The organism is Amycolatopsis sp. NBC_00345, from assembly GCF_036116635.1.
Classification (GTDB): domain Bacteria; phylum Actinomycetota; class Actinomycetes; order Mycobacteriales; family Pseudonocardiaceae; genus Amycolatopsis.
The window spans coordinates 1260637-1284802 of record NZ_CP107995.1 but is presented as its reverse complement, the minus strand read 5'-3'; the positions used below and the strand labels follow the sequence as shown (position 1 = coordinate 1284802).

Annotated in this window: 22 protein-coding genes; 12 read left to right on the top strand and 10 right to left on the bottom strand. The window is 73.3% G+C overall.

Annotation, left to right across the window (positions count from 1 at the left end):
- Positions 1-33: 33 nt before the first annotated feature.
- The gene (locus OG943_RS05890; RefSeq protein ID WP_328608655.1) at positions 34-1644 is read left to right on the top strand and encodes a DUF885 domain-containing protein; all 1611 of its coding nucleotides are present in this window, start codon (positions 34-36) and stop codon (positions 1642-1644) included.
- Between the two features lie 43 nt (positions 1645-1687).
- On the opposite strand, the gene OG943_RS05885 is transcribed toward OG943_RS05890, so the two are convergent.
- Positions 1688-2539 (bottom strand): LLM class flavin-dependent oxidoreductase, encoded by an 852-nt coding sequence (locus OG943_RS05885; protein ID WP_328608654.1) that lies wholly within the window; start codon positions 2537-2539, stop codon positions 1688-1690.
- Positions 2540-2660: 121 nt separating this feature from the next.
- Positions 2661-4031: an XRE family transcriptional regulator gene (locus tag OG943_RS05880; RefSeq protein ID WP_328608653.1), complete on the bottom strand. Its 1371-nt coding sequence runs from the start codon at positions 4029-4031 to the stop codon at positions 2661-2663.
- Between the two features lie 183 nt (positions 4032-4214).
- Here OG943_RS05880 and OG943_RS05875 point away from each other — a divergent pair, with 183 nt between their 5' ends.
- From OG943_RS05875 to OG943_RS05860, 4 genes are all read left to right on the top strand, one after another.
- On the top strand, positions 4215-5135 hold the full coding sequence (locus OG943_RS05875) for a TauD/TfdA family dioxygenase (protein ID WP_328608652.1): 921 nt from the start codon (positions 4215-4217) through the stop codon (positions 5133-5135).
- A gap of 63 nt (positions 5136-5198) precedes the next feature.
- A complete protein-coding gene (locus OG943_RS05870) occupies positions 5199-5483 on the top strand; it encodes a hypothetical protein (RefSeq protein ID WP_328608651.1) in 285 nt (94 codons plus the stop codon).
- 42 nt (positions 5484-5525) lie between these two features.
- Positions 5526-5921, top strand: coding sequence for a nuclear transport factor 2 family protein (locus tag OG943_RS05865; protein WP_328608650.1), 396 nt, complete (start codon positions 5526-5528; stop codon positions 5919-5921).
- 144 nt (positions 5922-6065) lie between these two features.
- Positions 6066-6857, top strand: a complete 792-nt coding sequence (locus OG943_RS05860; RefSeq protein ID WP_328608649.1) for an esterase/lipase family protein — start codon at positions 6066-6068, stop codon at positions 6855-6857.
- Between the two features lie 35 nt (positions 6858-6892).
- Here OG943_RS05860 and OG943_RS05855 read toward each other — a convergent pair whose 3' ends face one another.
- From OG943_RS05855 to OG943_RS05845, 3 genes are read right to left on the bottom strand one after another with little or no spacing between them, the layout of a single operon-like run.
- Positions 6893-7729: an ABC transporter permease gene (locus OG943_RS05855; RefSeq protein ID WP_328608648.1), complete on the bottom strand. Its 837-nt coding sequence runs from the start codon at positions 7727-7729 to the stop codon at positions 6893-6895.
- Positions 7726-8637 carry an ABC transporter ATP-binding protein gene (locus OG943_RS05850; RefSeq protein WP_328608647.1) on the bottom strand — a complete coding sequence of 304 codons (912 nt, stop codon included), beginning with the start codon at positions 8635-8637 and terminating at the stop codon, positions 7726-7728. Before OG943_RS05850 ends, OG943_RS05855 begins: the two co-directional genes overlap by 4 nt.
- Positions 8634-9749, bottom strand: a complete 1116-nt coding sequence (locus tag OG943_RS05845; protein ID WP_328608646.1) for a hypothetical protein — start codon at positions 9747-9749, stop codon at positions 8634-8636. The genes OG943_RS05850 and OG943_RS05845 overlap by 4 nt, the downstream gene beginning before the upstream one ends.
- 185 nt (positions 9750-9934) lie before the next feature.
- Between OG943_RS05845 and OG943_RS05840 the strand changes: the two genes are divergently transcribed.
- Positions 9935-10804 carry an SAM-dependent methyltransferase gene (locus tag OG943_RS05840; RefSeq protein WP_328608645.1) on the top strand — a complete coding sequence of 290 codons (870 nt, stop codon included), beginning with the start codon at positions 9935-9937 and terminating at the stop codon, positions 10802-10804.
- Positions 10805-11081: 277 nt separating this feature from the next.
- Here OG943_RS05840 and OG943_RS05835 read toward each other — a convergent pair whose 3' ends face one another.
- On the bottom strand, positions 11082-12533 hold the full coding sequence (locus tag OG943_RS05835; RefSeq protein ID WP_328608644.1) for an aromatic amino acid ammonia-lyase: 1452 nt from the start codon (positions 12531-12533) through the stop codon (positions 11082-11084).
- A 98-nt stretch (positions 12534-12631) separates the two neighbouring features.
- Here OG943_RS05835 and OG943_RS05830 point away from each other — a divergent pair, with 98 nt between their 5' ends.
- On the top strand, positions 12632-13456 hold the full coding sequence (locus OG943_RS05830; RefSeq protein ID WP_328608643.1) for a MurR/RpiR family transcriptional regulator: 825 nt from the start codon (positions 12632-12634) through the stop codon (positions 13454-13456).
- Between the two features lie 34 nt (positions 13457-13490).
- Complete coding sequence (locus OG943_RS05825; protein WP_328608642.1) at positions 13491-14780, top strand: MFS transporter; 1290 nt, start codon at positions 13491-13493, stop codon at positions 14778-14780.
- 80 nt (positions 14781-14860) lie between these two features.
- Here OG943_RS05825 and OG943_RS05820 read toward each other — a convergent pair whose 3' ends face one another.
- From OG943_RS05820 to OG943_RS05805, 4 genes are all read right to left on the bottom strand, one after another.
- Complete coding sequence (locus OG943_RS05820; RefSeq protein ID WP_328608641.1) at positions 14861-16591, bottom strand: ABC transporter ATP-binding protein; 1731 nt, start codon at positions 16589-16591, stop codon at positions 14861-14863.
- Entirely contained in the window at positions 16588-18300 is a 1713-nt protein-coding gene (locus OG943_RS05815; protein ID WP_328608640.1) for an ABC transporter ATP-binding protein, read from the bottom strand. The genes OG943_RS05820 and OG943_RS05815 overlap by 4 nt, the downstream gene beginning before the upstream one ends.
- Positions 18301-18308: 8 nt before the next feature.
- A complete protein-coding gene (locus tag OG943_RS05810) occupies positions 18309-19295 on the bottom strand; it encodes an ABC transporter substrate-binding protein (RefSeq protein ID WP_328608639.1) in 987 nt (328 codons plus the stop codon).
- Positions 19296-19438: 143 nt separating this feature from the next.
- A complete protein-coding gene (locus tag OG943_RS05805) occupies positions 19439-19951 on the bottom strand; it encodes a hypothetical protein (protein WP_328608638.1) in 513 nt (170 codons plus the stop codon).
- A gap of 83 nt (positions 19952-20034) precedes the next feature.
- Between OG943_RS05805 and OG943_RS05800 the strand changes: the two genes are divergently transcribed.
- From OG943_RS05800 to OG943_RS05785, 4 genes are read left to right on the top strand one after another with little or no spacing between them, the layout of a single operon-like run.
- Positions 20035-21120, top strand: a complete 1086-nt coding sequence (locus OG943_RS05800; protein WP_328608637.1) for a heme/hemin ABC transporter substrate-binding protein — start codon at positions 20035-20037, stop codon at positions 21118-21120.
- Positions 21117-22151, top strand: a complete 1035-nt coding sequence (locus OG943_RS05795) for a FecCD family ABC transporter permease (protein ID WP_328608636.1) — start codon at positions 21117-21119, stop codon at positions 22149-22151. The genes OG943_RS05800 and OG943_RS05795 overlap by 4 nt, the downstream gene beginning before the upstream one ends.
- Positions 22148-23317: a heme ABC transporter ATP-binding protein gene (locus OG943_RS05790; RefSeq protein WP_328608635.1), complete on the top strand. Its 1170-nt coding sequence runs from the start codon at positions 22148-22150 to the stop codon at positions 23315-23317. The genes OG943_RS05795 and OG943_RS05790 overlap by 4 nt, the downstream gene beginning before the upstream one ends.
- Positions 23317-24162 carry a hypothetical protein gene (locus OG943_RS05785; RefSeq protein ID WP_328608634.1) on the top strand — a complete coding sequence of 282 codons (846 nt, stop codon included), beginning with the start codon at positions 23317-23319 and terminating at the stop codon, positions 24160-24162. Before OG943_RS05790 ends, OG943_RS05785 begins: the two co-directional genes overlap by 1 nt.
- Positions 24163-24166 lie beyond the last annotated feature (4 nt).

Sequence of the window (24166 nt, the reverse complement as noted above, 5' to 3'; positions counted from 1 at the left end):
GCTTACCGGAGCGGCCCGGTATAGCGTGGCCGGGTGACGCCGATCTTCCAGCTCTGCGACGACCATGTGACCGCCGAAGCCGCACTGGACCCGGTGGCGGCGACGATGCGCGGCATCGCGGCCGACCCCGCCGCGCTGACCGACTACAGCCCCGAAGGCATCGAAGCCCGAGCCGGGCTGGCCCGCCGCACACTCGCGGCACTGGACCGGCTCACGCCCGAGTCGGCGCAGGACCGGATCGCGGGCGCGCACCTGCGCGAGCGGCTGGAGGCGCAGCTCGCCTGGCACGACCTCGGCGAGCCGCTGCGCACCGTCAAGGCGCACTTCGGGACCCTGACCTCGGTGCGCGACACCGTGGACATGCTCCCGCGCACCGGTGACGAAGACTGGCGCGTGATCGCCCTGCGGCTGGCCGGGGTGGAGACCATGCTGGCCGGCTGGCGTTCGGCGCTGGGCGAAGGCCTGGACCGGGGCCTGCCCGCGGCGCGGCGCCAGGCGCTGGAGACGGCCGCGCAGGCCGACCAGTACGTGGGGAAACACGAGACCCTGCTGGCCGGCTACGGCGACGGCCCGCTGTCCGGTGAACTGCGCGCCGCGGCCGACGCCGCCTACCGCGGGTATGCCGGGCTGGCCGCGTATCTGCGCGACGAGTACGCGCCGCGCGCGACCGAGGTGGACGGCGTCGGCGCCGAGCGTTACGCGGCGGGCGCGCGGCTGAGCCTGGGGGCGGACGTCGACCTGGCCGAGGCGTACGAGTGGGGCTGGGCCGAGCTGGAGCGGATCGAGCGCGAGCTGGCGACGGAGGCCGCGCGGGTGCGTCCGGGCGCGAGCGTCGCGCAGGCGCAGGAACTGCTGGACGCCGCGCACAGCGTGGACGGCGAAGAGTCCTATTTGGACTGGCTGCGCGCCACCCACGACCGCGCACTCGAAGCGGCGGCGGAGCACTTCGACATCCCGGAACCCCTGCAAGCGCTGGACGTGACGATCGCGCACGGTTCGGCGTCCGGCGCGCCGTACTACACCGGCCCGAGCGAGGACGGCGCCCGGCCGGGCCGCACCTGGTGGCCGCTGGGCGGGCGGGAGCGGTTCGCCGTGTGGCGGGAGCTGACCACGGTGTTCCACGAGGGCGTGCCGGGCCACCACCTGCAGGTCGGCACCGCGAGCCTGGCCGCCGACCGGGTCAGCCGCTTCGCGCGGGTCCACTCGGTCAGCGGCCACGCCGAAGGCTGGGCGCTCTACGCGGAGCGCCTGGCGGACGAACTCGGCTGGTACACCGGGCCCGGTACCCGGCTGGGCATGCTGTCGGGCTCGGCGCTGCGGGCCGCCCGCGTGGTCATCGACATCGGCGCCCACCTGGACCTGCCGCTGCCGGACGGCTCCCGCTGGGACTTCGGCACCGCCTGCCGTGTCCTGCACGAGCGCGGCCTGGCCGGACAGCACCAGGTGCACGCCGAGGTGGTCCGCTACTTCGGCTGGCCGGGCCAGGCCATCGCGTACAAACTCGGCGAACGCGCCTGGCTCCAGGCCCGCGAGGAAGCGTCGGCCCGCCCGGGTTTCACGCTGCGCGCCTGGCACCACGACGCGCTGGCGGTCGGCCCGGTCGGCCTGGCCGCCCTGCAGGACGCCTTGCGCACGACCGCCTGAGCCACCGCGCCCAGGCGGTCGTGCGCGGCTGAACCTTCAGCGGCTACAGCACGATCTCGGCGAGCGCCTCGATGTCGGCCAGGTGGTCCGTGGCCGGGTTGAAGATCAGCTCGTCCGCGCCCAGGTCCGCGAAGTCCGAGACCGCCTTCTTCAGGTCGTCGGCCGTGCTCCGGACCCCGCTGGCGATCATGTCGGCGAAATCGCCGAAGTTGCTGTAGTAGTCCCGGACCTTGCCCCGCCCCTGCTCCGGGTCCCCGAGCGCGTAGTAGGCGATGGCCACCAGCCGGGGCGTGCCTTCCCGGCCCGCCTCCGTCCAGGCGGCCCGGGCCTGGTCGAACGCCGGCGCCACCATCTCCGGCGGCACGGAACCGCCGACGTACCCCTCGCCCCACTTGGCCATCCGGGCGTACGAGGCCGGCGCCGATCCGCCGAACAGCAACGGCACCCGGCGCGTGCCCGGCGGCACCCCCGGGTTGGTCCCGCCGCCGACGGGCTCCCCGTCCCACAGGCCGCGGTAGGTCTCGAGGTCGGCGTCGATCCGCTTGCCGAGCCCCTTCGGGCCCAGCCCGTCCACGACGAAGTCGTCCTCGCGGGCGCCGATGCCGAGGCCGATCGTCAGCCGGTGCCCGGAGACGCCGTCGATGCCGGCGAGCTCCTTCGCCAGCAGCACCGGCGGCCACACCGGGCCGAGCAGAACGTTGCTGAGCAGCCCGATCCGCTCGGTCGCGCCGGCGGCCGCGGCCAGCGCGACAGTGTCCATCACGCCGGGGTACGCCGTGCGGCCCACCGTGCCCAGCGTCGAGAAGCCCGCCGCCTCAGCCCGCCGCGCCCACTCGGGCAGGACCCGGGGGTCCATGTCCCGCACCTGGTTCGGCAGGCCGATCCCGATCTTCATGCATAACTCCCGTTCGCCGATCTGGCCAATGCGCCCAGCCTACTGACGGACCGGGCCGGGCGTGGTGAAGCCGCTGCGAGGTTCGTGCAAGCCCGGCCCCGGATACTGGGCGCGGCAGGCGTCAGCCGAGCGCCCGGGCCAGCGGTTCGAGTTCACGCGGAGTGGGGCCGGGAGCGTCGATCATCGTGGTGATCATGGTTTTGACGGAAGGCCGCCGGAGTTCCTCGGGAGCGGTCTGGGCGAGCCGGCCCAGTGTGGTGGCGGCCCGGGCGATGTCGCCGTGTTGCTGCCAGGCGCGGGCGGTGTCGGTGTACAGCCGCATCCGGCGCTCGGTCGTGGGCAAGTTGGCCGGGTTGACGATGCGCGCGTGCGCGAGGGCCGAAGCCGGGTCGCCGAGTGCATTGTGGACACTGACCCGGTAGACGGCGACGGTGTCCGCGGTGAACGCGGCCGTGGCGGAGACACGGGCGGCGGCGTCTTCGGCCGCCTGCAGCAGTCCGATCGCTTCGCGGGCGTGGCCGAGTTGCGCGGCGGAGTAGCTGGCCGTGCACAGCAGGGAACCGTAGGCGATGAGCACCGGCGGGAGCGGGGTGCCGTGGTCGGCGCCGAGGTCGGCCGCGGTGCCGGTGAGGATCCGGATGGCGCCGTTCATGCCGTCGGCGCGGGCGACGGGATCGGCCGTCGCGAGTGCTTCGAGGCGCATCGCGATCGCGACCTGGCGGGATCCGGCGGCGACGGCGAGCACGTCGCCGCCGTCGCGGGCGTGGGTGAGGGCCCGGTCGGCGATCATCGCCGCGATGGTCGCGCGGCCGTGCTTGACGGCCAGTTCGGAGCCGACGAGGTAGGCGCGGGCGAGTGCGGCGGAGGCCTTTTCCCGTTGCCAGTCACCGGATGCGGCTTCGAGGGTGGCGTGGGCGACGGCGACGATGTGCGGCAGTGCGGCGGTCAGCTCGCCGTACCGGCAGGCGGCGAACGCGACCCTGGCCTGGTCGAGCCGGGCGTGGAGCTGTGGCAGCGGGATCGGTGCCGCCGACATGTGGGCGGCCAGCAGGAGGTCGTCGAGCTGGGCCTGGCGCCCGCCGGCCGCGGCGACGCCGGGGAGGATCCCGGCACCGGCGAGCCCGGCCAGCCCGGCGAGAAACTTCCGTCGTCGCACGGCGTCACTCCGATCATCGGCCGCTGCTGGGCCGAAACTCGTCTTCCGCGCGGCGGGCCGCCGGGGCGCTGCATGGGGCGGCGGCGCCACACCGAGGAGGTGGCAGGGGATCTCGAGCTGTTCGGCCAGCAGCTGCAGCAGCTCGACGTCGCGCAGCGCGCGCCGCCCGGTTTCGAGCCGGGACAGGTTCGGCGCCGCCATCGAGCAGCGGGCCGCGACTTGCTTCAACGTCTCGCCGCGCAGCATCCGCACTGTGTGCACGATCCAGCCGTAGCGGCGCTGGGCCGAGGCGGCGAGCAGGTCGTGGCTTCTCCAGAACGGGTCCGTGGGATCCATGCGGCGAACCTCCCGCACTCATGGTCCCTCATCAGGCGCCCCCTGGCGACAGTGCCGAGATGGGCCGTCCGAGTGCCAATCTGGCAATCGGCGTGCCAAGCGCGCACGAACCCCGCCGCCGGTGCCGTCCCGGGCGCTTCATGGAGCGCCGACAAGGGATTCCCGACGTGAAGGAACGATCTCGTGACGCCCGAATACCGCATCCCCGTCTCGTCCGAACTGGCGAGGGCGCTGCGCATCACCGACGACACGGACAAGCACCAGCCGGCCCCCGCACAGGTCGCCATGGCCCGGAACGCCATCACCGGCACGCCGGCGGGCGCTGATCTCACCGGACGGCTGGCCGAGCGGCTCCGCGAAAGCGGCTGGGCCGTCCTCGCCGTGCCGCGGCAACGTAACGACCAGGCCTTCCTGCGGGTGGCAGCGGGGCTGCTGGCCGCGGTCGGCGACCCGTTCCAGTCGGTCGTGCCGCCCGAGGGCGGCGTATGGCTGCGCGGAGAAAGCCGTCGTGAGGCCGGCCCGGCGAGCCTTGGCGGTTTCGGCGGCCAGTCCCTGCACATCGACGCTCCCGGCGTCGAACGGCCGCCGGACTACACCGCGCTGCTGATGCTGCGCCCGGACCCGGCCGGCGGCGGCGCCTGCCGGATCGCGAATTTACGCCAGGCGGCGGCAAAACTCACCACCGTCGACCGGGAACTGCTGTCCCGGGCGGTGTTCTACGAGAGCCGCGCCGACAAGCCGCGCGGCGTCGGGCGGCCGCGGCTGCCGTTCCCCGTGCTCGAGCCCGCTCCGGACGGGGCCGGCTGGATCCGATGGGCGGGCAGCCTGCCGGCCGACCCGCGCAACCAGCAGCACCGGCCGGTGCTGCTGCGGTTCGGTGAGCTGCTGGAGCCGCTCACCCGGCGGATCTGGCTGAGCCGCGGGCATCTGCTCGTACTCGACCAGCGCCAGGTCGCGCACGGCCGCGATCCGCTCGGCGATCAGCGCACCGTCAAAACCCCGAAGCGGCTGCTGTGCCAGGCCGACGTCCGCGTGACCGCGGCCGCCCCGGTGCAGCAGGTGCCCGCGCCGCGCGCGGACACGGACGCGGTGAGCGCGGCATGACCGCCCGGTACGCCGGATTCGCGGACGTGGCGGTCCGGGCCCCTTCCGGAGGAGGAGACGATCGTGGACGAGATCTCGAAGCTGCGGACGGCGGTGTACAGCCGCCTCGACTACCTCGACATCATCGTGGGTGAGGCCGACGAGGCGTCGAAGTCGGCGCTGGCCGACACCGTGATCACCCAGATGACCGGTGCGTGGCGGGAGTTGCTGGCCGCGCACGACCCCGACGAGCGCGGCCGGTGCCGCGCCTGCTCGCCGTGGCGGCCGCTCGGCCGTACCGGCTGCTCGGTCTGGCGGACTGCCCACCGGCACCTGATCACCGACGCCGCCGAAGGACCCGGGACCTAAGCTGTCCGTGCACCCAGGAGAACCGGAAAGTCGAGGTAGGGCATGAAGAGCTTCCGCGAAGCCGTCGAGGCACGCGATCCCGACGCGATCGCCGCGTCGCTGGCGGAGAACGTGGTGTTCACCAGCCCGGTGGCGTTCCGGCCGTACCCGGGGAAGGCGATCACGGCCGCGATCCTGCGTGGGGTGCTGCGGGTGTTCGAGGACTTCCGCTACGTCCGGGAGCTGAGCGGCGAGGACGGCCGGGCCCACGCCCTCGTCTTCGAAGCCCGGATCGGCGACACCCGGGTCGAAGGCGCCGACTTCCTCCACCTCGACGCGGACGGCCTGGTCGACGAGCTGACGGTGATGGTCCGCCCGCTGTCCGCCGCGCAGGCGCTGGCCGCCGCGATGGGGGCGCAGTTCGAGCAGATCCAGCGCGAGGCCGCCGCCGCTTCCTGAGCCGTTCCAGCGGCGCCCCAGCGCCCCAGCGCCCCAATGTGGCGTTGGTTGCGCTCAACGCACCGAACGCCACATTGGGTGCGTCCAACGCACCGAACGCCACATTGGGGCGCACCGCCGGACCCGCGCAGGCACCATGGAGGCATGCGGAACCCCTGGACCGGCCTGAGCCCCCGCCGCCGCGTGCTGCTCGGCGGTGCGGCGCTGGTGGTCGTCGCCGGGGTCGTGGCCGCGGTGCTGACGACGGCCGGGTCCAGCGCCGCGCCGCGGTCCGGCCGGCCCGCGCAGGACCGGCCCGGCCCGGTGCTGCTGGTGCCCGGCTACGGCGGCGGGCGCGGCGGGCTGCTGCAGCTCGCCGACCGCATCCACCGGGCCACCGGCCGCGACGCGCAGGTGCTCACCCTCGTCGGCGACGGGACCGGTGACCTCGGGCAGCAGGTCGATGTCCTCGCCGACGCGGTGGAGCGCGCATACGACAACGGCGCCCCGTCCGTCGACGTGATCGGCTATTCGGCCGGCGGCGTCGTGGCCCGGCTCTGGGTGGCGCGTGACGGCGGGGAGCACCAGGCCCGCCGCGTCGTCACGCTCGGCTCGCCGATGCACGGCACCACTCTCGCCGCGGCCGGCGGCGCTCTGGTCCCCGGCGCGTGCCCCACCGCGTGCCAGCAGCTGATCCCCGGCAGTCCCCTGCTGCGGGCGCTGCCACCGCTGCCGCCCGGACTGCCGTGGCTGTCGGTGTGGACGGAGCACGACGAGACCGTCACCCCGCCCGAGTCGGCCCGGCTCGACGGCGCGGTGAACGTTGCGCTGCAAGGGATCTGCCCCGCCGACGGCGCCGCGCACGGCGACCTGCCCACCGACCCGGCCGTCACCGCGCTGGTCCTGCGGGCACTCGGCCCGGCACCACTGCGGGCGCCCACCGGGTGCCTCAGCTAGCGTTTCTCAGCTAGCGTGCCTCGGCCAGGGGTGTCTCAGCTCTTGATGTCCTTGGTCGCGAAATTCGCCCACGCCGCGGCGAAGAACACCACGATGTAGCCCGCCTGCAGCAGCAGGCCGTGGTCGATGTTGCGCCACAGCACGGGATCCCGGAAGAAGTCGATCCACGAAAGCCAGTAGTGCGTGGGCAGGTAAGGCTTCACCGGCGCGGCCGCGTCGAGCGTTTCCAGCACCGAGCTGGTGATCAGCACGGCCAGCCCGCCGAGCGCGGCACCCAGCGCCGAGTCCGTCAGCGTGGACAGGAACATCGTGATCGCGGCGAAGCCGAGCATCGACAGCACGACGTACGCGACCGCGCCGAGCAGCCGCAGCCCGAGCCCCGAGGAGCTGAGCGACGAGCCCGAAAGCGAAACCGCGGCGGCCGTCTGCCCGCCCGGGCCCACCGCCTGCCCGCCGGTGCCGAACAGGATCACCCCGATCACCAGCGAAGTCAGCACCACGATGACAATCGCGCCGGTCACGTACACTGCGAGCGCCACCAGCTTCGCCGCGAGCAGCCGCGTCCGCCCCGACGGCCGGACCAGCAGGTACCGCAGCGTCCCGCCGGCCGCCTCGCCCGCCACCGAGTCGCCCGCCACCACGGCGACGGCGATCGGCAGGAACAGCGGCAGCACCAGCGCGAGCGCGGCCGCCGGGAACAGCGAGCCGTCGCTGACCACCGCGGACAGGAACGCGCCGCCCTGCCCCGGCGGCGGCGCGAAGTCCGCCGTGGCCAGGAAAACACCGACGATCGCGGGCAGCAGGCAGAGCAGCAGCACGCTCACCCAGACCCGCGGCCGCAGCACCAGTTTCCGCAGTTCGACGCCGATCATCGGCGCTCTCCGAACCGGTCGGACCCGGCGCCGGTCACGTCCAGCACCACCTGTTCCAGCGTCCGCCGCTCGGCCTGCAGCGAGGTGACGGGCACGCCCCCGGCAACCAGCAAGGCGTTCAGCTCCGCGGGATTGTCGTGGCGGACCAGTAGCTTGTCGCCGTCACGGTGCTCGACCCGGCCGTCCAGCACCGCGACGGCCGCCGCCGCGTCCGGCGTGCCGAGCAGCACCCGCCCGGTCTCCGCGCGCAACGCCGCGAGGTCGTCCTCCAGCACCAGCCGGCCGCGGTCGACGACGCCGACGCGGGTGCACAGCTGCTCGATCTCGGCCAGCAGGTGGCTGGACAGGAACACCGTGGTGCCGTTGTGGTTCAGCTCGACGAGCAGCTCGCGGATCTCCCGGATGCCCTGCGGGTCCAGGCCGTTGGTGGGCTCGTCGAGCACGAGCAGGCGGGGCCGGTTCAGCAGCGCGCCCGCGAGCCCGAGCCGCTGGCGCATGCCGAGCGAGTACGCCTTCACCGGCCGCCGGTCGACGCCGGCCAGCCCGACGCGTTCCAGCGCCTCCTCGATCCGGCGGCGGCGCGTCCGCCTGCCCCCGCCGCGCCCCGAGGCGTCGAGCAGGGCGAGGTTGCGCCGTCCGGACAGGTGCGCGTACGCGCCGGGGCCCTCGACGAGCGCGCCGACCTCCGGCAGCACCTCCGAGACCCGCTTCGGCACGGGACGGCCGAGCAGCTCGATCTCGCCGCTGGTGGCGTAGACGAGTCCCAGCAGCATCCGGACCAGGGTGGTCTTGCCGGAGCCGTTCGGGCCGAGGAAGCCGTAGCGGTCGCCCTCGCGCACCTCCAGGTCGACGGCGTCGACCGCCAGCGTGCGTCCGTAGCGCTTGGTCAACGCGCGCGTGACGATCATCGGCCGCTCCGGCGCAGTCGGGACAGGTCGTCGCCGGCCGACGCCAGCACCGGCGTCGCCACCGGGCCCGCCAGCAGGTACGCCCGGCGTGTGCCGGGCGGGCGGACGATGGCCAGGGAAAGCGGCGTGATCGACAGCAGCACAGCGTTCGCCGACTCGGTGCCGCCCGCCTTCGACGCGGCGTCGGCGGCCGCGTCCGCGACGTTGCGGGGCACGCCCACGACGGCGAACGTGGAGAGCCCCGAGCCGTACAGCGCCGTGCCCTCGACACCGCCGAATTCCGCTTGGCGCACCGGCCTTCCCGCGAGGGTGCCGGGCAACCGCGTCCGCCCGAACGAACCGAGCGCCTTGGAGATGTCCGGCGCGTTGGTCACCGTGAAGCCGCTGCCCGGCGCCGGGCGCGGGGTGGTGACCACCTGCGGGCGCTGCTCGACCTCCTCGAAACCCGTGACCAGCACGGGATTCCGCTGTCCGCGCGCGGTCACTTCGACGCGCACGGGCAGTCCGCTCACCGGATCGGCCCAGAGGTCGACCTGCCCGATCGTCGTGTCCGGGTCGGCGGGCACGAGCCGCAGCCCGGACGCGTCGATCCCGGCGACGCGGCGGGCGGGCAGCGTGGTCACGGCCTCGCCCGGCGCCGAGCGGAGAATCCACCGCGCCAGCTCGGGCGGCAGGAGGTCGCTCGCGCGCGGGAGCCGGACGGCGGGCCGCCCGGCCAGCTCGGTGAGCATGTTCGCGCCGTAGTCCCAGGTGTACTCGCCCTCGGGCAGCCGGTAGACGTCGTGCTCGCCCGCGGTGGTCAGCGTGGCCACGCGATACCGGTCGGGCCCCGCGTACCACGCGCGCATCGTCGTGGTCCCGGCGAACAGCGCCGAAACGTCGGCGAGGTTCGGCAGCTCCGGCAACGCCAGCGAGCCGGTGCTCTGCGCCTCACCGTCGTACATCACGGAATCCGAGCGTTGCACCAGGTCCCGCAGCCGCCCGGCGTCGATCGAATTCCCGGACGGCCCCACGGCGCCGGCGACCAGCGGCGCGGCGACGAGCAGCACCGCGACCACGCCGGCCACCGCCCACCGCCATAACCGCTCACGCCGTACGACGGACACGGGCATCACCTCTGCGTCCCTTTGTACGCCACGCGAAGCGCCGGAACCGGTTGCCGAGTCCTTACGGATTCCCATGAATAGTGACGCGGGCCACAAAGATCAAGTCGGGCATTTCGCTCACCGTACGCACCCGGATGATCGCACAGTGCCATGCTGAGGCTCGGAAAAGCCGGAGGTAGAGAGGGGCACCGATGACCGAAACGCACGAGCAGTGGGACATCACCACCGGTGTGGGCCTGACCGCGCTGGCGGTCGCGTCGGCGCGGGCGATCGCGACCGGCTCCGCGGACGGACTGGTCGACGACCCGTTCGCGGCCGCGTTCGTGCGCGCGGCGAACCCGCCGCGGCCGATGCCGACGGGACCGGAGGACGCCGGCGACGACGAGATGTGGGCCGCGATGTCCGCGTACATGGGCCTGCGCTCGCGCTTCTTCGACGACCTCATCGCCGGCTCCAGCGCGCCCCAGATCGTCATCCTCGCGGCCGGGCTCGACGCGCGCGCCTACCGCCTGGACCTGACCGGCCGGGACGTCTACGAGGTGGACCAGCCGCGAGTGCTGGAGTTCAAGCAGCAGGTGCTCGACAGCCTGAACGCCCGCCCGCGCTGCCGTCGTCACCCAGTCGCCGCGGACCTGCGTGACAACTGGCCCGCCGCACTGGAAAGCGCCGGCTTCGACCGGTCCCGGCCGACCGTGTGGCTCGCCGAAGGACTGCTGCCGTACCTGCCCGCGCGGGCCGAGGAAGAGCTGTTCGAGATCGTGCACGCCCGTTCCGCGCCCGGCAGCCGGATCGGCGTCGAGCAGGTCCCCGGCGGCGACGTCGAGTCGATGGACCGCATGATGCGGGAGCTGAAGGCCTCGGAGCGCGTCGGAATCGAGATGGACGGCCTGCTCAACACCGTCCCCCGCCGCGACCCCGCCACCTGGCTGCGCGCCCAGGGCTGGTCGGTGAAAGCCGAGGCCGCCGACGAGGTCGCCGCCGGCCACGGCCAGGTCTTCCCCGCTTATCTCAACCACACCATGGCCAAAGCCGAACTGACCACGGCCGACCTGCCGGCGTAGCCCCGCCGGCATCGCTCCTCGAAGCGCGATGGACTCGGCTGCCTGACGACAGCCAGGTCCATCGCGCCGATCGACGTCGCCGTCCCCAGCACGGCCGCTTCCGCCGCGACGATCGCGGCACGTGCCTCCTCGATGCAGACCGGGCCGACGCGGTGCCGCGGCTCAGTTTGGTGTGCCGGGCGGCCGGGCCGACGGCACGCTCCACGAGCCCGCCGCCTTCTCGCCGGACGTCGGCCAAAGCCGAGCTGACCACGGCCGACCTGCCGGCGTAGCCGCTTCAGAGCACCGCGAGCCGGTCCAGCAGCCGCTCGGCCTGCCCGATTTCCGCGCTCAGCGGGTGGTCCTCCGCGATGTGCGGCAGGCTGCCCGCGGCCAGCCGGAAGGCCTCGCGCACCGGGGTGTCCGGCAGTTCCGTGCCGGCCATCCGCAGGGCCCGGACCGCGGCGAGCAGTTCGCAGGCGAGCACCGTCCGGTACGCGGCGGTGGCGGCGACGGTGCTGCGCACGGCGTGGGTCGAGAAGCTCGCGTGGTCCTCCAGGCCGCGGGAGATCACGGCGGTGCCGAGCGTGACCGGGGAGGCCGCGTGGCGCAGCGTGCCCAGCGCGTCGTGGGCGACGTACTCGAGGATCATGATCCCCGAGCTGCCCGGCGGCCCCTCGCTGAGGAACGGCGGCAGGCCGCTGAGATCCGGCTCCACCAGGTCGCCGAGGCGCGCCGTGGACAGCTCCGCGACGTGGTGCAGCGCGGCGCGGAGGTGGTCGAACGCGAGCGCGACGTGAGCCGTGGAGAACTGGCCGTGGTGGTAGGCCTGCTGGGTTTCGATGTCGATGAGCGGGTTCTCCGCGGCCGCGTTGAGGTCGATGCCGAGCACCCGCTCGACGGCGGCCGCGGCGTCCAGCGCCGGGCCCTGGACCTGGGGGAAAGCGCGCAGCCCGAACGGGTCCTGCAGCCGCCGCCCCTCGGGCGGGTCGCCGGCCGCGGTGAGCAGGCGGCGCAGTTCGGCGGCGCAGCGCACCGCGCCGGGGTGCGGGCGGGCGGCGTGCACGCGTTCCGAATAAGCCTCCGCCGAGCCGCCGAGCGCGCAGAACGTCAGCGCGGTCACGACGTGGCTCGCCGCGAGCAGACGGGTCAGGTCGTGCCACGCGAGCACGGCCTCGGCCAGCGTGGCGGCGTTGCTGGAGATGAACGCGAGCGCGTCGCCGGGGCTGATCGCGAGCGGGTCGAGGTTTCCCGCCGCCCAGGGCAGCTCCCCCGCCAGCGTCAGCGCGATCTCCGCGAGCGCGGTGAGGTCGCCGGTCCCGATGGCGCCGCGTGAGTGCACGAGCGGGAGCGCGCCGACCCGCAACGCCGTCGCCAGCGCCTCCAGCAGCCGCGGGTGCACCCCGCTGCCGCCGGCGGCGAGCTGGTTGAGGCGGATCGCCATCACCGCGCGCACCACGTCGTCGGGCAGCGGTTCGCCGGTGCCGCTCGCGTGGCTGCGCAGCAGGCGCAGGCCGTGGTGGTCGGCGGACTCCGGGTCGACCACGGTGTGCCGGTTCGCGCCGACGCCGGTCGTGCGGCCGTACACAGCGCGCTTGGCCCCGAGTTCCACGGCCAGCTCGTAACCCTGCTCCGCCCGGGCCAGCGCTTCCGGGGCCAGCTCCGTCCACGCGCTGCGCCGCGCCACACGGACCACGTCGGCGCACCGGAGCCCGGCCCCGCTGATCTCGATCCGGCTGGTGTCGGTCATCGCCATCCCTCTTGACAAGTTTTCATTCATTCCTATTGTGACATGAAACTATTCATTCGCCCCGATGGCAAGACCAGACGGCGAGGACGGAGGCCCGGGTGTCCCGGTCGCTGCACGAACTGCTCACCGCCCACCGGCTGACCCCGGCGCAGCGGCGCATCGCCAGCTACCTCGCCGACCACGCGGCCGACGCCGCGGCACTCACCAGCGCCGAGCTCGCCGAGTACGCGCAGGTCAGCCAGCCGTCGGTGACCCGGTTCGTGGCATTGCTCGGGTTCGACGGCTACGCCGGGTTCCGCCGCTACCTGCGCGACGCCTCGGCCTTGCCCGCACCCGAGGCCGGCGGCACCAAGTTCCAGGACGCCATCGACGCCGACCTGCGCAACCTCACCGCGCTGCGCGCACAACTGGCCGACGACACACGGCTGCGCGGCATCGCGGCGGGACTGATGGAATCCCGCCCGCTGGTCGTGGCCGGCTACCGGGTTTCGGCCGCGCAGGCGGCGTCTTTCGCTTACCTGGCCACCAAAATCCACCCGGACGTCCGGTTGCTCACCGACTCCGGCAGCGTTTTCGGCGACTCCCTGCGGCACGCCGACCGGTGTGGCGCGCGGACGCTGGTCGTGGTCGCGCTCCCCCGCTACCCACGGGAAAGCGCCGCCGCCCTCGAACAGGCCCGCTCACTGGGCCTGCGCACCCTCTTGATCACGGACCGGCCCGTCTCGGCGCTCACCCCGTACGCCGACGACGTGCTGAGCGCGGCCGTCGCCTCCGAGTTCGTGTTCGACTCCCACGCCGCGGTCGTCTCGCTGACCGTGGCGCTGGTCGAGGCGATGGCCGACGCGGCCGGCGCCCTGGCCCGGCAACGACTGGAAGGCTTCGAAGACTATGCCGCAGAGCAAGACCTCTTCCTCCCCGAGTAAAAAGGGAGGAGAGACAGCAGCGTCCGACTCCCCAGTGTTCGACGACGTCCCGCTCAACCGCTTCCATATCCGCATCACCGCGCTGACCTTCTGCGCCAACTACTCCGACGGCTACGAGCTGGGCATCATCAGCATCGCCCTGCCGGTGATCGCCGCCCAGCTCGGCTTCGGCACGGTGTGGGAGGGGCTACTTGGGGCGTCCGCGCTGATCGGGATCTTCCTCGGCAGCATCGTGGTGGGCTGGGCGGCCGACAAGATCGGCAGGCAGCGTCTGTACACAGTGGACTTCCTGCTGATCGCCGTCGCTTCGGCGGCCGAGTTCTTCGTGCACGACCCGGTGCAGCTGTTCGTGCTGAGACTGCTGATCGGCATCGGGATCGGCGCGGACTACGCGCTGGGGCCGACACTGGTGGCGGAGTTCGTGCCCCGCAAGTACCGCGGCGGGCTGCTGGCCTCGCTGACCGTGCTGTGGACCGTCGGCTACGTGGCGGCGTTTTTCCTCGGCAACTACGTCGTCTCCCTCGGCGACGACTCGTGGCGCTGGCTGCTGGCGTCGAGCTGTGTGCCCGCCATCGCCGTGGTGCTGCTGCGCATCGGCGTGCCGGAATCGCCCCGGTGGCTGCTCACGCAGGGCCGCGTCGAGCAGGCACGGGCCGTGGTGCGCCGGCTCGGCGGCGACGACGGTGCGTTCGAGTCGCTGGTCCGCACCTACCGCGCGGTGCGGCGGGTGTCCTATCGGGAGCTGTTCGGCCCGAAGTACCGGCGTAACACGGCTTTCGGCGCGATCTTCTACAACGCGCAGGTGGTGCCGTACTTCGCCATCTACACCTTCCTGCCGCTGGTGCTGCTGAAGATGGGCGTCGGCGGGGAGGACACGACCAGCGACGGCCTGCTCAACCTCTTCCTGCTCGCGGGCAGCCTCGGCGGCCTGTGGCTGGTCGCCAAGTCGAGCCGGCGCGGGCTGACCATCTGGTCGTTCGTGGTCCTGATCGTGTCCATGGCGCCGATGGCGATCTGGCCGGACGCCCCGACGGCGCTGTTGTTCCCGCTGTTCCTGGTCTTCACCTTCACCATGTCGGCGGCGGTCAACCTGGACCAGGTCTACCCGCCGGAGCTGTTCCCCACCGACCTGCGCAGCTCGGGGGTCGGCCTGCTCAACGGCCTCAGCCGCATCGGGTCGGCGATCGGCACGTTCCTGCTCCCGCTGAGCCTGGACGGGATCGGCTTCTCCGCCACGATGCTGATCCTGACCGTGGTACTGGTGATCGGGCTGGTCGTGTCGGTGCTGTGGGCACCCGAGACGAAGAACTCAGCACTGGACTGACCGGGCGCCTCGCGCTGTGCCCTGAAGGCCACCATGAGGGCAGATACGACCCTGAAGGTGGCCTTCAGGGCACACACCTCTCAGCCTTCCCGGGCGGTGATCCGCCACCCGCGGGCCCGCTCGTGCTCGTGCCAGAGACGCGCGTAACGGCCGCCCGCCTCCAGAAGCTCTTCGTGGCGGCCGAGTTCCGCCACGACCCCGCCGTCGAGCACGGCAATACGGTCGGCGTGGGTGATCGTCGAGAGGCGGTGGGCGATGACCAGCAGCGTGCGTCCGTCCGCCAGCTCCCGCAGGGCTTCGTGGATCGCGACCTCGTTCTCCGCGTCGAGCGCGGACGTCGCCTCGTCCAGCAGCACGATCGGCGAGTCCTTCAGCAGGGCGCGGGCGATGGCGACGCGCTGGCGCTCGCCGCCGGACAGCAGGCGGCCGCCCTCCCCGACGCGGCTCGCCCAGCCGCCGGGCAGCCGGTCGGCGATCGGGTCGACGCGGGCGCGGCGGGCGGCGTCGCGCACCTGCTCGGCGGTCGCGGCCGGGCGGCCGAGCCGGATGTTCTCCTCGATCGTGCCGTCGAAGAGGTGGACGTCCTGGAACACCAGGGAGACCGCGGCCATCAGATCCACAGTGGACAGCTCGCGCACGTCCGTGCCGCCGACGGTCACCGACCCGGCGTCGACGTCGAAGAACCGGGCGACCAGCTTCGTCACCGTCGTCTTGCCCGCGCCGGACGGGCCGACCAGCGCCGTGGTCGACCCGGCGGGCACCGTCAGGGAAAAGCCGTCCAGCACCGGCGAATCGCCGTAGCCGAACCGCACGTCGCGCAGCTCGACCGACGGCTCGCCGACGCGACCCGGCTCGGCCGGCTCCGGCAGCGGCGGGGTGCTCAGCACGGCGTCGATCCGCTCCAGCGCCGCGCGGGAGGCGCGCAGCGAGTTCGCGACCCCCGCGACCACCCCGAACGGCTGCAGGAAGTGCAGGCCCAGCACCAGGACCGCGACGATCCGGGCCGGCGTCACCACCCCGTCCGTCGCGAGCAGCAGCCCGACGACGAGCACCGCGGTGAACGCGAGCTGGATGGCGAGCTGGCCGAGGTGCTGGCCCGGCAACGCGCCCAGCACCTCCCGCCGCGCCGCCAGGTACTGCCCGTCCAGCGCCTCGTCGAGCCGCGCGCGGCCACCGCGGGAACGGCCGTTCGCCCGCAGCACCGGCTGCGCGCCGGCGAACTCCACCAGGCGCGCGCTCGCCTCCGCCGAAGCCGCGTCGTGCGCCGCCTCGGCCCGCACGGTCAGCCGTCCGCCGAAGAAGAACACCAGCAGCACCACCGGAACCGTGACCAGCACCGCGAGCGCCACCCGCCAGTCGGCGAAGAGCAGGACCACGAAGATCACCGACGGCGTCACCACCACGCCGATCAGCGCCTGCACCAGCGTGGGCGTGCGCGCCGCGGTGCCGACGCCCTGGCCGAGCAGCTGCTGCAGCTCGCCGGTGCGGGCACCGGTGAACCAGCCGAGCGGCAGCCGCGCGACGTGCCGGCCCAGCCGCTCGTACAGCGACCGCCGCCACGCCGAGGACAGCTCCAGCGCCCGCAATCCCATGTCGTAGTGGGCGAACCAGCCGACGACCACGGCCGCGGCCAGCGGCAGCAGCCACCACGCCGCCTCCCCGGGCTGCCCGCCCAGCAACGCCGTGAGCAGCGGGACCAGCAGCCCGAACGCCGCGCCCTCGGCGAGCGAATAGACCACAGTGGACACCAGGAACCGGGTGAACAGCCGGCGGCGCGTGTCGCCGACGACCCGGAACAGCAGCGTGATCACGAGCGTCCCCCCTGCTGCGCCAGCCACATGCGGGCGTACCGGCCGTCCGCGGCGAGCAGCTCCTGGTGCCGGCCGCGCTCGACGACGTGACCGTCGTCCAGGACGAGGATCTGGTCGGCGTCGGCGATCGTGCGGAGCCGGTGGGCGATGACCAGGACGGTGCGCCCGCCCGCCAGCTCGGCCAGCCCGTCCTGCACGGCGGCCTCCGATTCGGGGTCGGCGAAAGCGGTGGCCTCGTCGAGGACCAGGATCGGGGTGTCGGCGAGCAGCGTGCGGGCGATGCTCACCCGCTGCGCCTCCCCGCCGGACAGCAGCGCGTCCTCCCCCACCACCGAGCAGTAACCCCTTGGCAGGGCGAGAATCCGCTCGTGCACGGCCGCCGCCTTGGCCGCAGCCACCACGGTTTCGTCACTCGCGTCCGGGTCGGCCAGCGCGATGTTCTCCCGCACCGAAGCCCGCAGCAGCACCACGTCCTGGAACAGGAACCCGACGTGCCGGTACAGCTCGGCGCGCGCCAGGGTGCGGATGTCGGTCCCACCCAGCCGGATCTCGCCGCCGGTGACGTCGTGGAAGCGCGCGAGCAGCAGCCCGAGCGTGGACTTCCCCGCGCCGGACGGGCCGACCAGCGCGGTGACGGTGCCGGGCGCGAGCACCGCGTTGATGCCGTGCAGCACCTCGTGGCCGTTGGAGTAACCGAAACGGACGTCGGCGAACTCGACGGTGAGCGGCCCGGACGGCACGGTCGCGGGCCGCTGGGGCACCGGCTCCGCGGGCTCGTCCAGCAGCGCGTTCACCCGCCCCGCCGCGGCCACCGCGCGACGGCGCTGGTCGCGGGCCGAGTAGATCGGCGTCAGCAGCTCGAATAGGCCCACCGCGAGCAGCACGAACGCGACGACGTCGATCGGCCGCGTCCAGCCCGCCGCGGCGAACGCGACCCCGCACCCGGTGACCAGCAACAGGATCGTGGCCGGCGCGACCGTCGCCCGGGTCAGGCTGCGCTGTCCGGTGAACACCCGCTGGGCGTCGTCGTTCGCGGCCACGTACGCCTCGGCCGCGGCGCGGAACCGCTCGGGCGCCTGCGCGGCGCCGAACGCCTTGACCACCGAAATGCCCTGCACCAGCTCGACCGCGGCGGAGGAGAGTTCGACGTTGGCGGCCGCGATGCGCCCCACCGGCTCGGCGGCGCGCCGGGCCAGCCGCATCCGGATCGCCTGCGCGCCCGCGACTACGGCGACGGTCAGCAGCGCCAGCCGCCAGTCGGCCCACAGCAGGTACGCGACGATCACCACCGGCCCGGTCACGGCCGCGGCGAGGTCGCCCTGGGCGTGCGCGACCGCGTGGTGCAACGCGGCGACGTCGTCCTGCACGGTGGTCTTGACCTTCGCCGAGACACCGCCGGCGAACCAGCGCAGCGGCAGCACCGCGAGGTGGTCGGCCAGCCGGCGGCGCAGGGTGATCGCCAGCTCGGCGTCGGCCAAATGGCTCACCAGCCCGGAAACCAGGTAGAGCACCAGCCGCACCGCGAGCAGCCCGACGGCGAGCCACGCGATCGGCCACAGCCCTTCGGTGCGTCCCTCCAGCAGACGGCGGCCGATCTCGACCACCGCCACCATCGGCACCACCGACAGCGCAGCGGCGACCGCCTGCAGCACCGCCGCCACGGTCACCCGGCCGCGGACCGGGCGGCGGATCTCGGTCAGGCTTCGCACACCGGCGATCATGCCCCGCTCTTGACCGCCGTGGCCAGTTTGGGCACGACCGCGTCGAGCGCGAACGGAATGCTGAGCACCGAAGGGAAGGCCATCGCGATCGCCGTGCCCTGGTCCAGCGGCACGTACGAACCGCGCTTCACCGCGGGCAGGGCCTGGAAGAGCGGGTTGGCCTCGAGCTCGGCGCGCGACTTCTGGTCGCTGTAGCTGAGGATCAGCACATCGGCGTCCAGCAGGTCGAGTCGCTCCGGCGAGATCTGCGAGCGGCCGGGAGTCGAAGAAGCCGGCAGGTTCGTCACCTTCGGCGACAGCTTGAGCCCGAGCTGCGCGAAGAACGTCGTCGCCGCGTCGGTCTCACTGCTGATCGTGTAGATCTGGCCCGAGGACGCCGGCCCGAAGGTGAACGTCTTCCCGGCGAACTCCGGGTGCGCCGCCTTGGCCGCGGCGACCTTTGCCTGGACCTGCTTGATCAGGTCGTCGGCCCGCGGGCGCCGGCCGAGCACGTCGCCGGTGCGCTGCGCCATCTGCTGCCAGCTGTCCTTGCCGGTGCCGTTGAGGTAGCCCAGCGTCGGCGCGATCTTGCCCAGCGTCGGGAAGTCCTTGGTGAGGTCGTAGTCGTCGCTCGCCAGGATCAGGTCCGGCTTGGCCGCGGCGATCTTCTCGAACGGCAGCCCGCTCTCGCTGTACACGACCTCGACGCCCGCGCCGGGTTTCGCCCACTCCGCCAGCCCGCTCGCGAACGACTGGTTCCGCACCGACAGGACCAGGTTCGCGCCGAGCGCGAGCGCGAGGTCGGTGTCGCGCAGATACCCGCAAGCGACGACCCGCTTCGGCGGCGCCGTCACGGTTGTCGCGCCGAGCTTTCCCGGCACGGTGACCGGGAACCCGGCCGCCGCGGCGGGGGCCGCCGAGTCCTGCGTCCCGGAGCCGCAGCCCGCCAGGACCAGCGCCGCACCGGCGGAGCCGAGCAGAAGACCGCGACGGGACAGACTCATGGGGACACTCCTCGGGGTTGGCCGGACTTAACTTAGCCTAACCACACCCCCGCTCACGACTTCCTCCGGACGTGCTTGCCCTGAAGGCCACCATGAGGGACCTCGGTGCCCTCATGGTGGCCTTCAGGGACTTCGGGCGAAGATCAGCTGAAGCTGACCGGGATGAACACGTCGGCAGTGCGGTCGTCCGCGGACAGGTGGTCACGGCGCGAGACGATCGCGCAGGTGACGGCCGCGTCGCCGCAGTCGAGCCCGCTGTTCGCGCGGGCGATCCGGATCTGCGTGGTGAACGAGCCGTTCGCGGCGATCGGCGAGGTGCCGCCGGCCGAGTTGGTCACCCAGGCCGACGGGCCGACCCCGGTGCCGCCCTGCCCGTTGCCGCCGGCGCACGGGCCCGGCTTGGCGCCGTAGCTGTAATCCGAAGGCACCGCGCACAACGCGACGTAGTAACCCTTCGCGGCGTCGTAACCGCTGCCGGTGACGGTGATCGTCTCGCCCGCCGCAGCGAGCCCGGTGGCGTTGGACGCCGAGAGCGTCAGGCCGTTGTGCGTGGCGTTGCCCGGGGCAGCGGACGCCGGTGCGGCGGCCAGGCCCGCCGCCGTGGCCGCGACCGCGGTGACCAGGGCAGCACGGAGCAGCACGGATCTCTTCGACATGTCAGGAAGTCCTTCCATCACAACGAAGTAACAGCATTAGGCAAGGCTTACCTATGCGTTGCCAATATGGTTAGCCTTGCCTAATGCTGTCAAGGGGGTTGCTGCCTGCTGCGGTTCTGCTCACGCTGGTGCTGCTGGCCGGATGCGCGGCGCCGGATGCGAGCCCGGCCGGTCCGGCCGGCGGACCACGCCCGCCGCTCACGGAGCTGACACCACCGTCGGACCCGAGGTCGTTCACCGGCCCGGCCACGGCGGTGCTCGGCCAGCCGGACATCGTCGCGCCACCGGCGCCGGCCCAGCACCTGCCGGTCACGGTCACCGACCACCAGGGCACCCGCGTCACGGTCACCGACACCAGCCGGATCCTCGCCTTCGACATGGCGGGCACGCTGGCGGCGACGGTGTTCGGCCTCGGCTTCGGGGACCGGGTGGTCGGCCGGGACGTCTCGACCGCGTTCCCGTCGGCGCGGAAACTGCCGCTGGTCACGCACAACGGGCACCAGCTCAACGCCGAGGCGATCCTCGCGCTGCGCCCGACCGTCGTGCTGACCGACACGACGATCGGGCCGTGGGACGCGGTGCTGCAACTGCGGGACGCGCACGTGCCGGTCGTGGTGCTGGATCCGAAAAGGACGATCGACACCGTCGGCCGGCTCGTGCGCGGAGTCGCCGACGCGCTCGGCGCCCCGGCTGCCGGGGAACAGCTCGCGACGCGCCTGAACGGCGAGATAACCGCGAAAAAGGCGGAGATCACGAAGGTCGCCCCCGCCGATCCCGCGCGGCGGCTGCGGATCGTCTTCCTTTACCTGCGCGGGCAAGCCGGCGTCTACTACCTGTTCGGCAAAGGCTCCGGGGCCGACTCGCTGATCGACGCGCTCGGCGGTGAGGACGTGGCCACCGAGGCCGGCGTCGAGGGCATGCGGCCGGTCAACCCCGAAGCGCTGGTGAAGGCCAAGCCCGACGTGATCCTCGTGATGACCAAAGGACTCCAGTCCGTCGGCGGGGTCGACGGCGCGCTGCGGGTGCCCGGGGTCGCGCAGACCCCCGCCGGGCTGCACCGCCGGTTCGTCGACATGGACGACGCGCAGATCCTGAGCTTCGGGCCGCACACCGCCGACGTCCTCGACGCGCTCGCCCGCACCCTCTACTCCCCCGGTGCCGCCGGATGAGCCGGAAAGTCCGCGTCACCACGCTTTTCGTGGTGCTCGCCGTCGCCACGGTGGCGGTCTCGCTCTTCTCCGCGGGCACCGGCCAGTTCGGCATCCCGATCGGCGACGTCGCCGCGTCGCTGGCCCACCGCGCCGGCCTCGGCCCGGGGATCACCGACCCGTTCGCCGAGGGCACGCTGTGGCAGGTCCGGTTCCCGCGGGTGGTGCTCGCGCTGCTGGTCGGCGCGGTGCTCGGCGTGTCCGGCGCATTGATGCAGGGCGTGTTCGGCAACCCGCTGGCCGAGCCCGCGGTGGTCGGCGTCTCCTCGGGCGCGGCGGTCGGGGCGAGCCTGTCCATCGTGTCCGGCGCGACGTTCCTCGGCGCGTTCACCACGCCCGCGCTCGGCTTCACCGGCGGGCTGGTGACCACCCTCGGCGTCTACGCGCTGGCCCGCTCCCGCGGACGGTCCGAAGTGGTCACGCTGATCCTCACCGGCGTGGCGGTGAACGCGGTGGCGAGCGCCGTCATCTCGTTCACGCTGTTCGCCGGGGACCAGGCCGCGCGTGAGCAGATCGTGTTCTGGCAGCTGGGTTCCCTGTCCTCGGCGCGCTGGCCGTACGTGGTGACGCTGCTGCCATTCGCGGTCGCCGGCATCGCCGTGGCCGTCACGCTGGCGCGGCGGCTCGACCTGCTCGCGCTCGGCGAACGGCCCGCGCGGCACCTCGGCGTGAACGTCGAAGCACTGCGGCTGACGGCGATCGTGGCCGTGGCGCTGATGGTGTCGGCGGCGGTGTCCTACTCGGGCATCATCGGGTTCGTCGGGCTGATCGTGCCGCACGCGGTCCGGATGCTGACCGGGCCGGGGCACCGGGTGCTGATCCCGGCGTCGCTGCTCGCGGGCGCGCTGCTGCTGAGCGCCGCGGACCTGGCGGCGCGCACCCTGTTCGACTACGCCGACCTGCCGCTGGGCATCCTCACCGCGCTCGTCGGCGGGCCGTTCTTCTTCTGGCTGCTGCTGCGCACGCGGCGCCGTTCGGGCGGGTGGGCATGAGCCGCCGCACGAGCACGCTGCCCCGGCGTCCTGAAGCGGGCACGGTCGCCGCCGAACTGGCCGGGGTCTCCTACTCGGTGGACGGGAAACCGTTGCTGCACCAGGTTTCCCTCGACGTCCGGGCGGGCGAGGTGCTCGCGCTGGCCGGGCCGAACGGCGCGGGCAAGTCCACCGCGCTGGCCCTGCTGGCCGGCGACCTGACCCCGGACGAAGGCGAGGTCCGCGTGTTGGGCGCCCCGCTGCGTAAATGGTCCACAGTGGACCTGGCGCGGCGGCGGTCCGTGCTGCCGCAGCAGCACACCGTGACCTTCCCGTTCACCGTCGGCGACGTCGTGCGGATGGGCCGCACCCCGTGGGCGGGCACTCCGAACGAAGCCGAGGACGACGCCGCCGTCGCCCGCGCGCTCGCGGCCACTGACCTGACCGAGTTCGCCGGGCGCCGGTTCACCACGCTGTCCGGCGGGGAGCAGGCGCGGGCGGCGCTTTCGCGGGTGCTCGCGCAGGACACCGGCGTGCTGCTGCTCGACGAGCCGACCGCCGCGCTCGACCTGCGCCACACCGAGGAAGTGCTCGCGGTCGCCGCGGCCCGCGCCGCCGCCGGCGACGCCGTGCTGGTGGTCCTGCACGACCTCGGGCTGGCCGCCGCGCACGCGGACCGCGTCGCCCTGCTGTCGGCCGGACGGCTGGCCGCGCTCGGACCACCCGCCGACGTGCTGACCGAACAGCTGCTGGGCGAGGTCTACCGGCATCCGGTCGAGGTGTTCGCGCACCCGCGGACCGGCCGCCCTGTGGTCCTGCCCTATCGATCGGCCCCGCCCGGCGAGCCAGCGCTGCCCGGCCGGCCTGCCGAATCCGGCCGACCGGCCCTGCCCTACCGACCAGCCGAGCCCGGCGAGCCAGCCGAATCCAGCCAACCGGCCCAGCCCGCCGAACCAGCCCAGCCCGGCCAACCAGCCGAATCCAGCCAACCGGCCCAGCCCGCCGAACCAGCCCAGCCCGGCCAACCAGCCGAATCCAGCCAACCGGCCCAGCCCGCCGAACCAGCCCAGCCCGGCCAACCAGCCGAATCCAGCCAACCGGCCCAGCCCGCCGAACCAGCCCAGCCCGGCCAACCAGCCGAATCCAGCCAACCGGCCCAGCCCCACCGACCAGCCGAGGAGAGCTGATGCGCAAGTCCCCCATCGCGATGCTGACGGCACTGCCCCTGGCGGTGTTGCTAACCGCCCTGCCCGGGGCAGCGTCGGCGGCTCCGGCCCCCGCGGCCCACGTCCAGGCGTCCCCCTCGACCGCCGACCCCGATTACGCGACCGTGCTGAAGGTCAGCGGCTCCGGCTTCCAGTCGGTGCCGAAGGGCTTCGGCGGCATCTACCTGCTGTTCGGCTGGGTGTCCGACGGCGCGTGGCAGCCCAGCAAGGGCGGGGCGTCCGGCGCCACCTACCGTTACGTGCCCGACAAGGAGACCAAGGACAACCGCGGCTTCCAGCGGTTCATCTCCTTCCCCGGCGGCGATACCGCGTCTTCGGCCAACGGCGGCGAGATCACCGCGGACGGCTCGTGGAGCACGCAGCTCGTCGTGCCCGGCGCGCGGTTCAAGGCGACCGACCGCGACGGGAACGTGGTCGACGTCGACTGCCTCAAGACCAGCTGCGGGCTGATCACGGTGGGCGCGCACGGCGTGGCCAACGCGAACAACGAGACGTTCACGCCGATCTCCTTCGCCGTGCCGGGCCAGAAAAAAGCCGCGCCGGACAACCCACCGCCGGCCACCCCCAGCGCGCCGTCGAGCAGCACCCCGCCGCCGCCCACTTCCAGCGCGCCGCCGAGCCCGTCCGCCGCGCCGGTTCCGTCCGCTGTGGCCACTCCCCCCGTGCGCGACGCCGCCGCGGAGTCTTCGGGCAGTACCTGGTGGGTCTACGCCGTCATCGCGGCCGTGGTCGTGCTGGCCGCGGTCCTCACCCCGCTCCTGCTGCGGCGCCGCCGCACGCGCGGAGCCGATCAGGAAGGGAAATGACCCC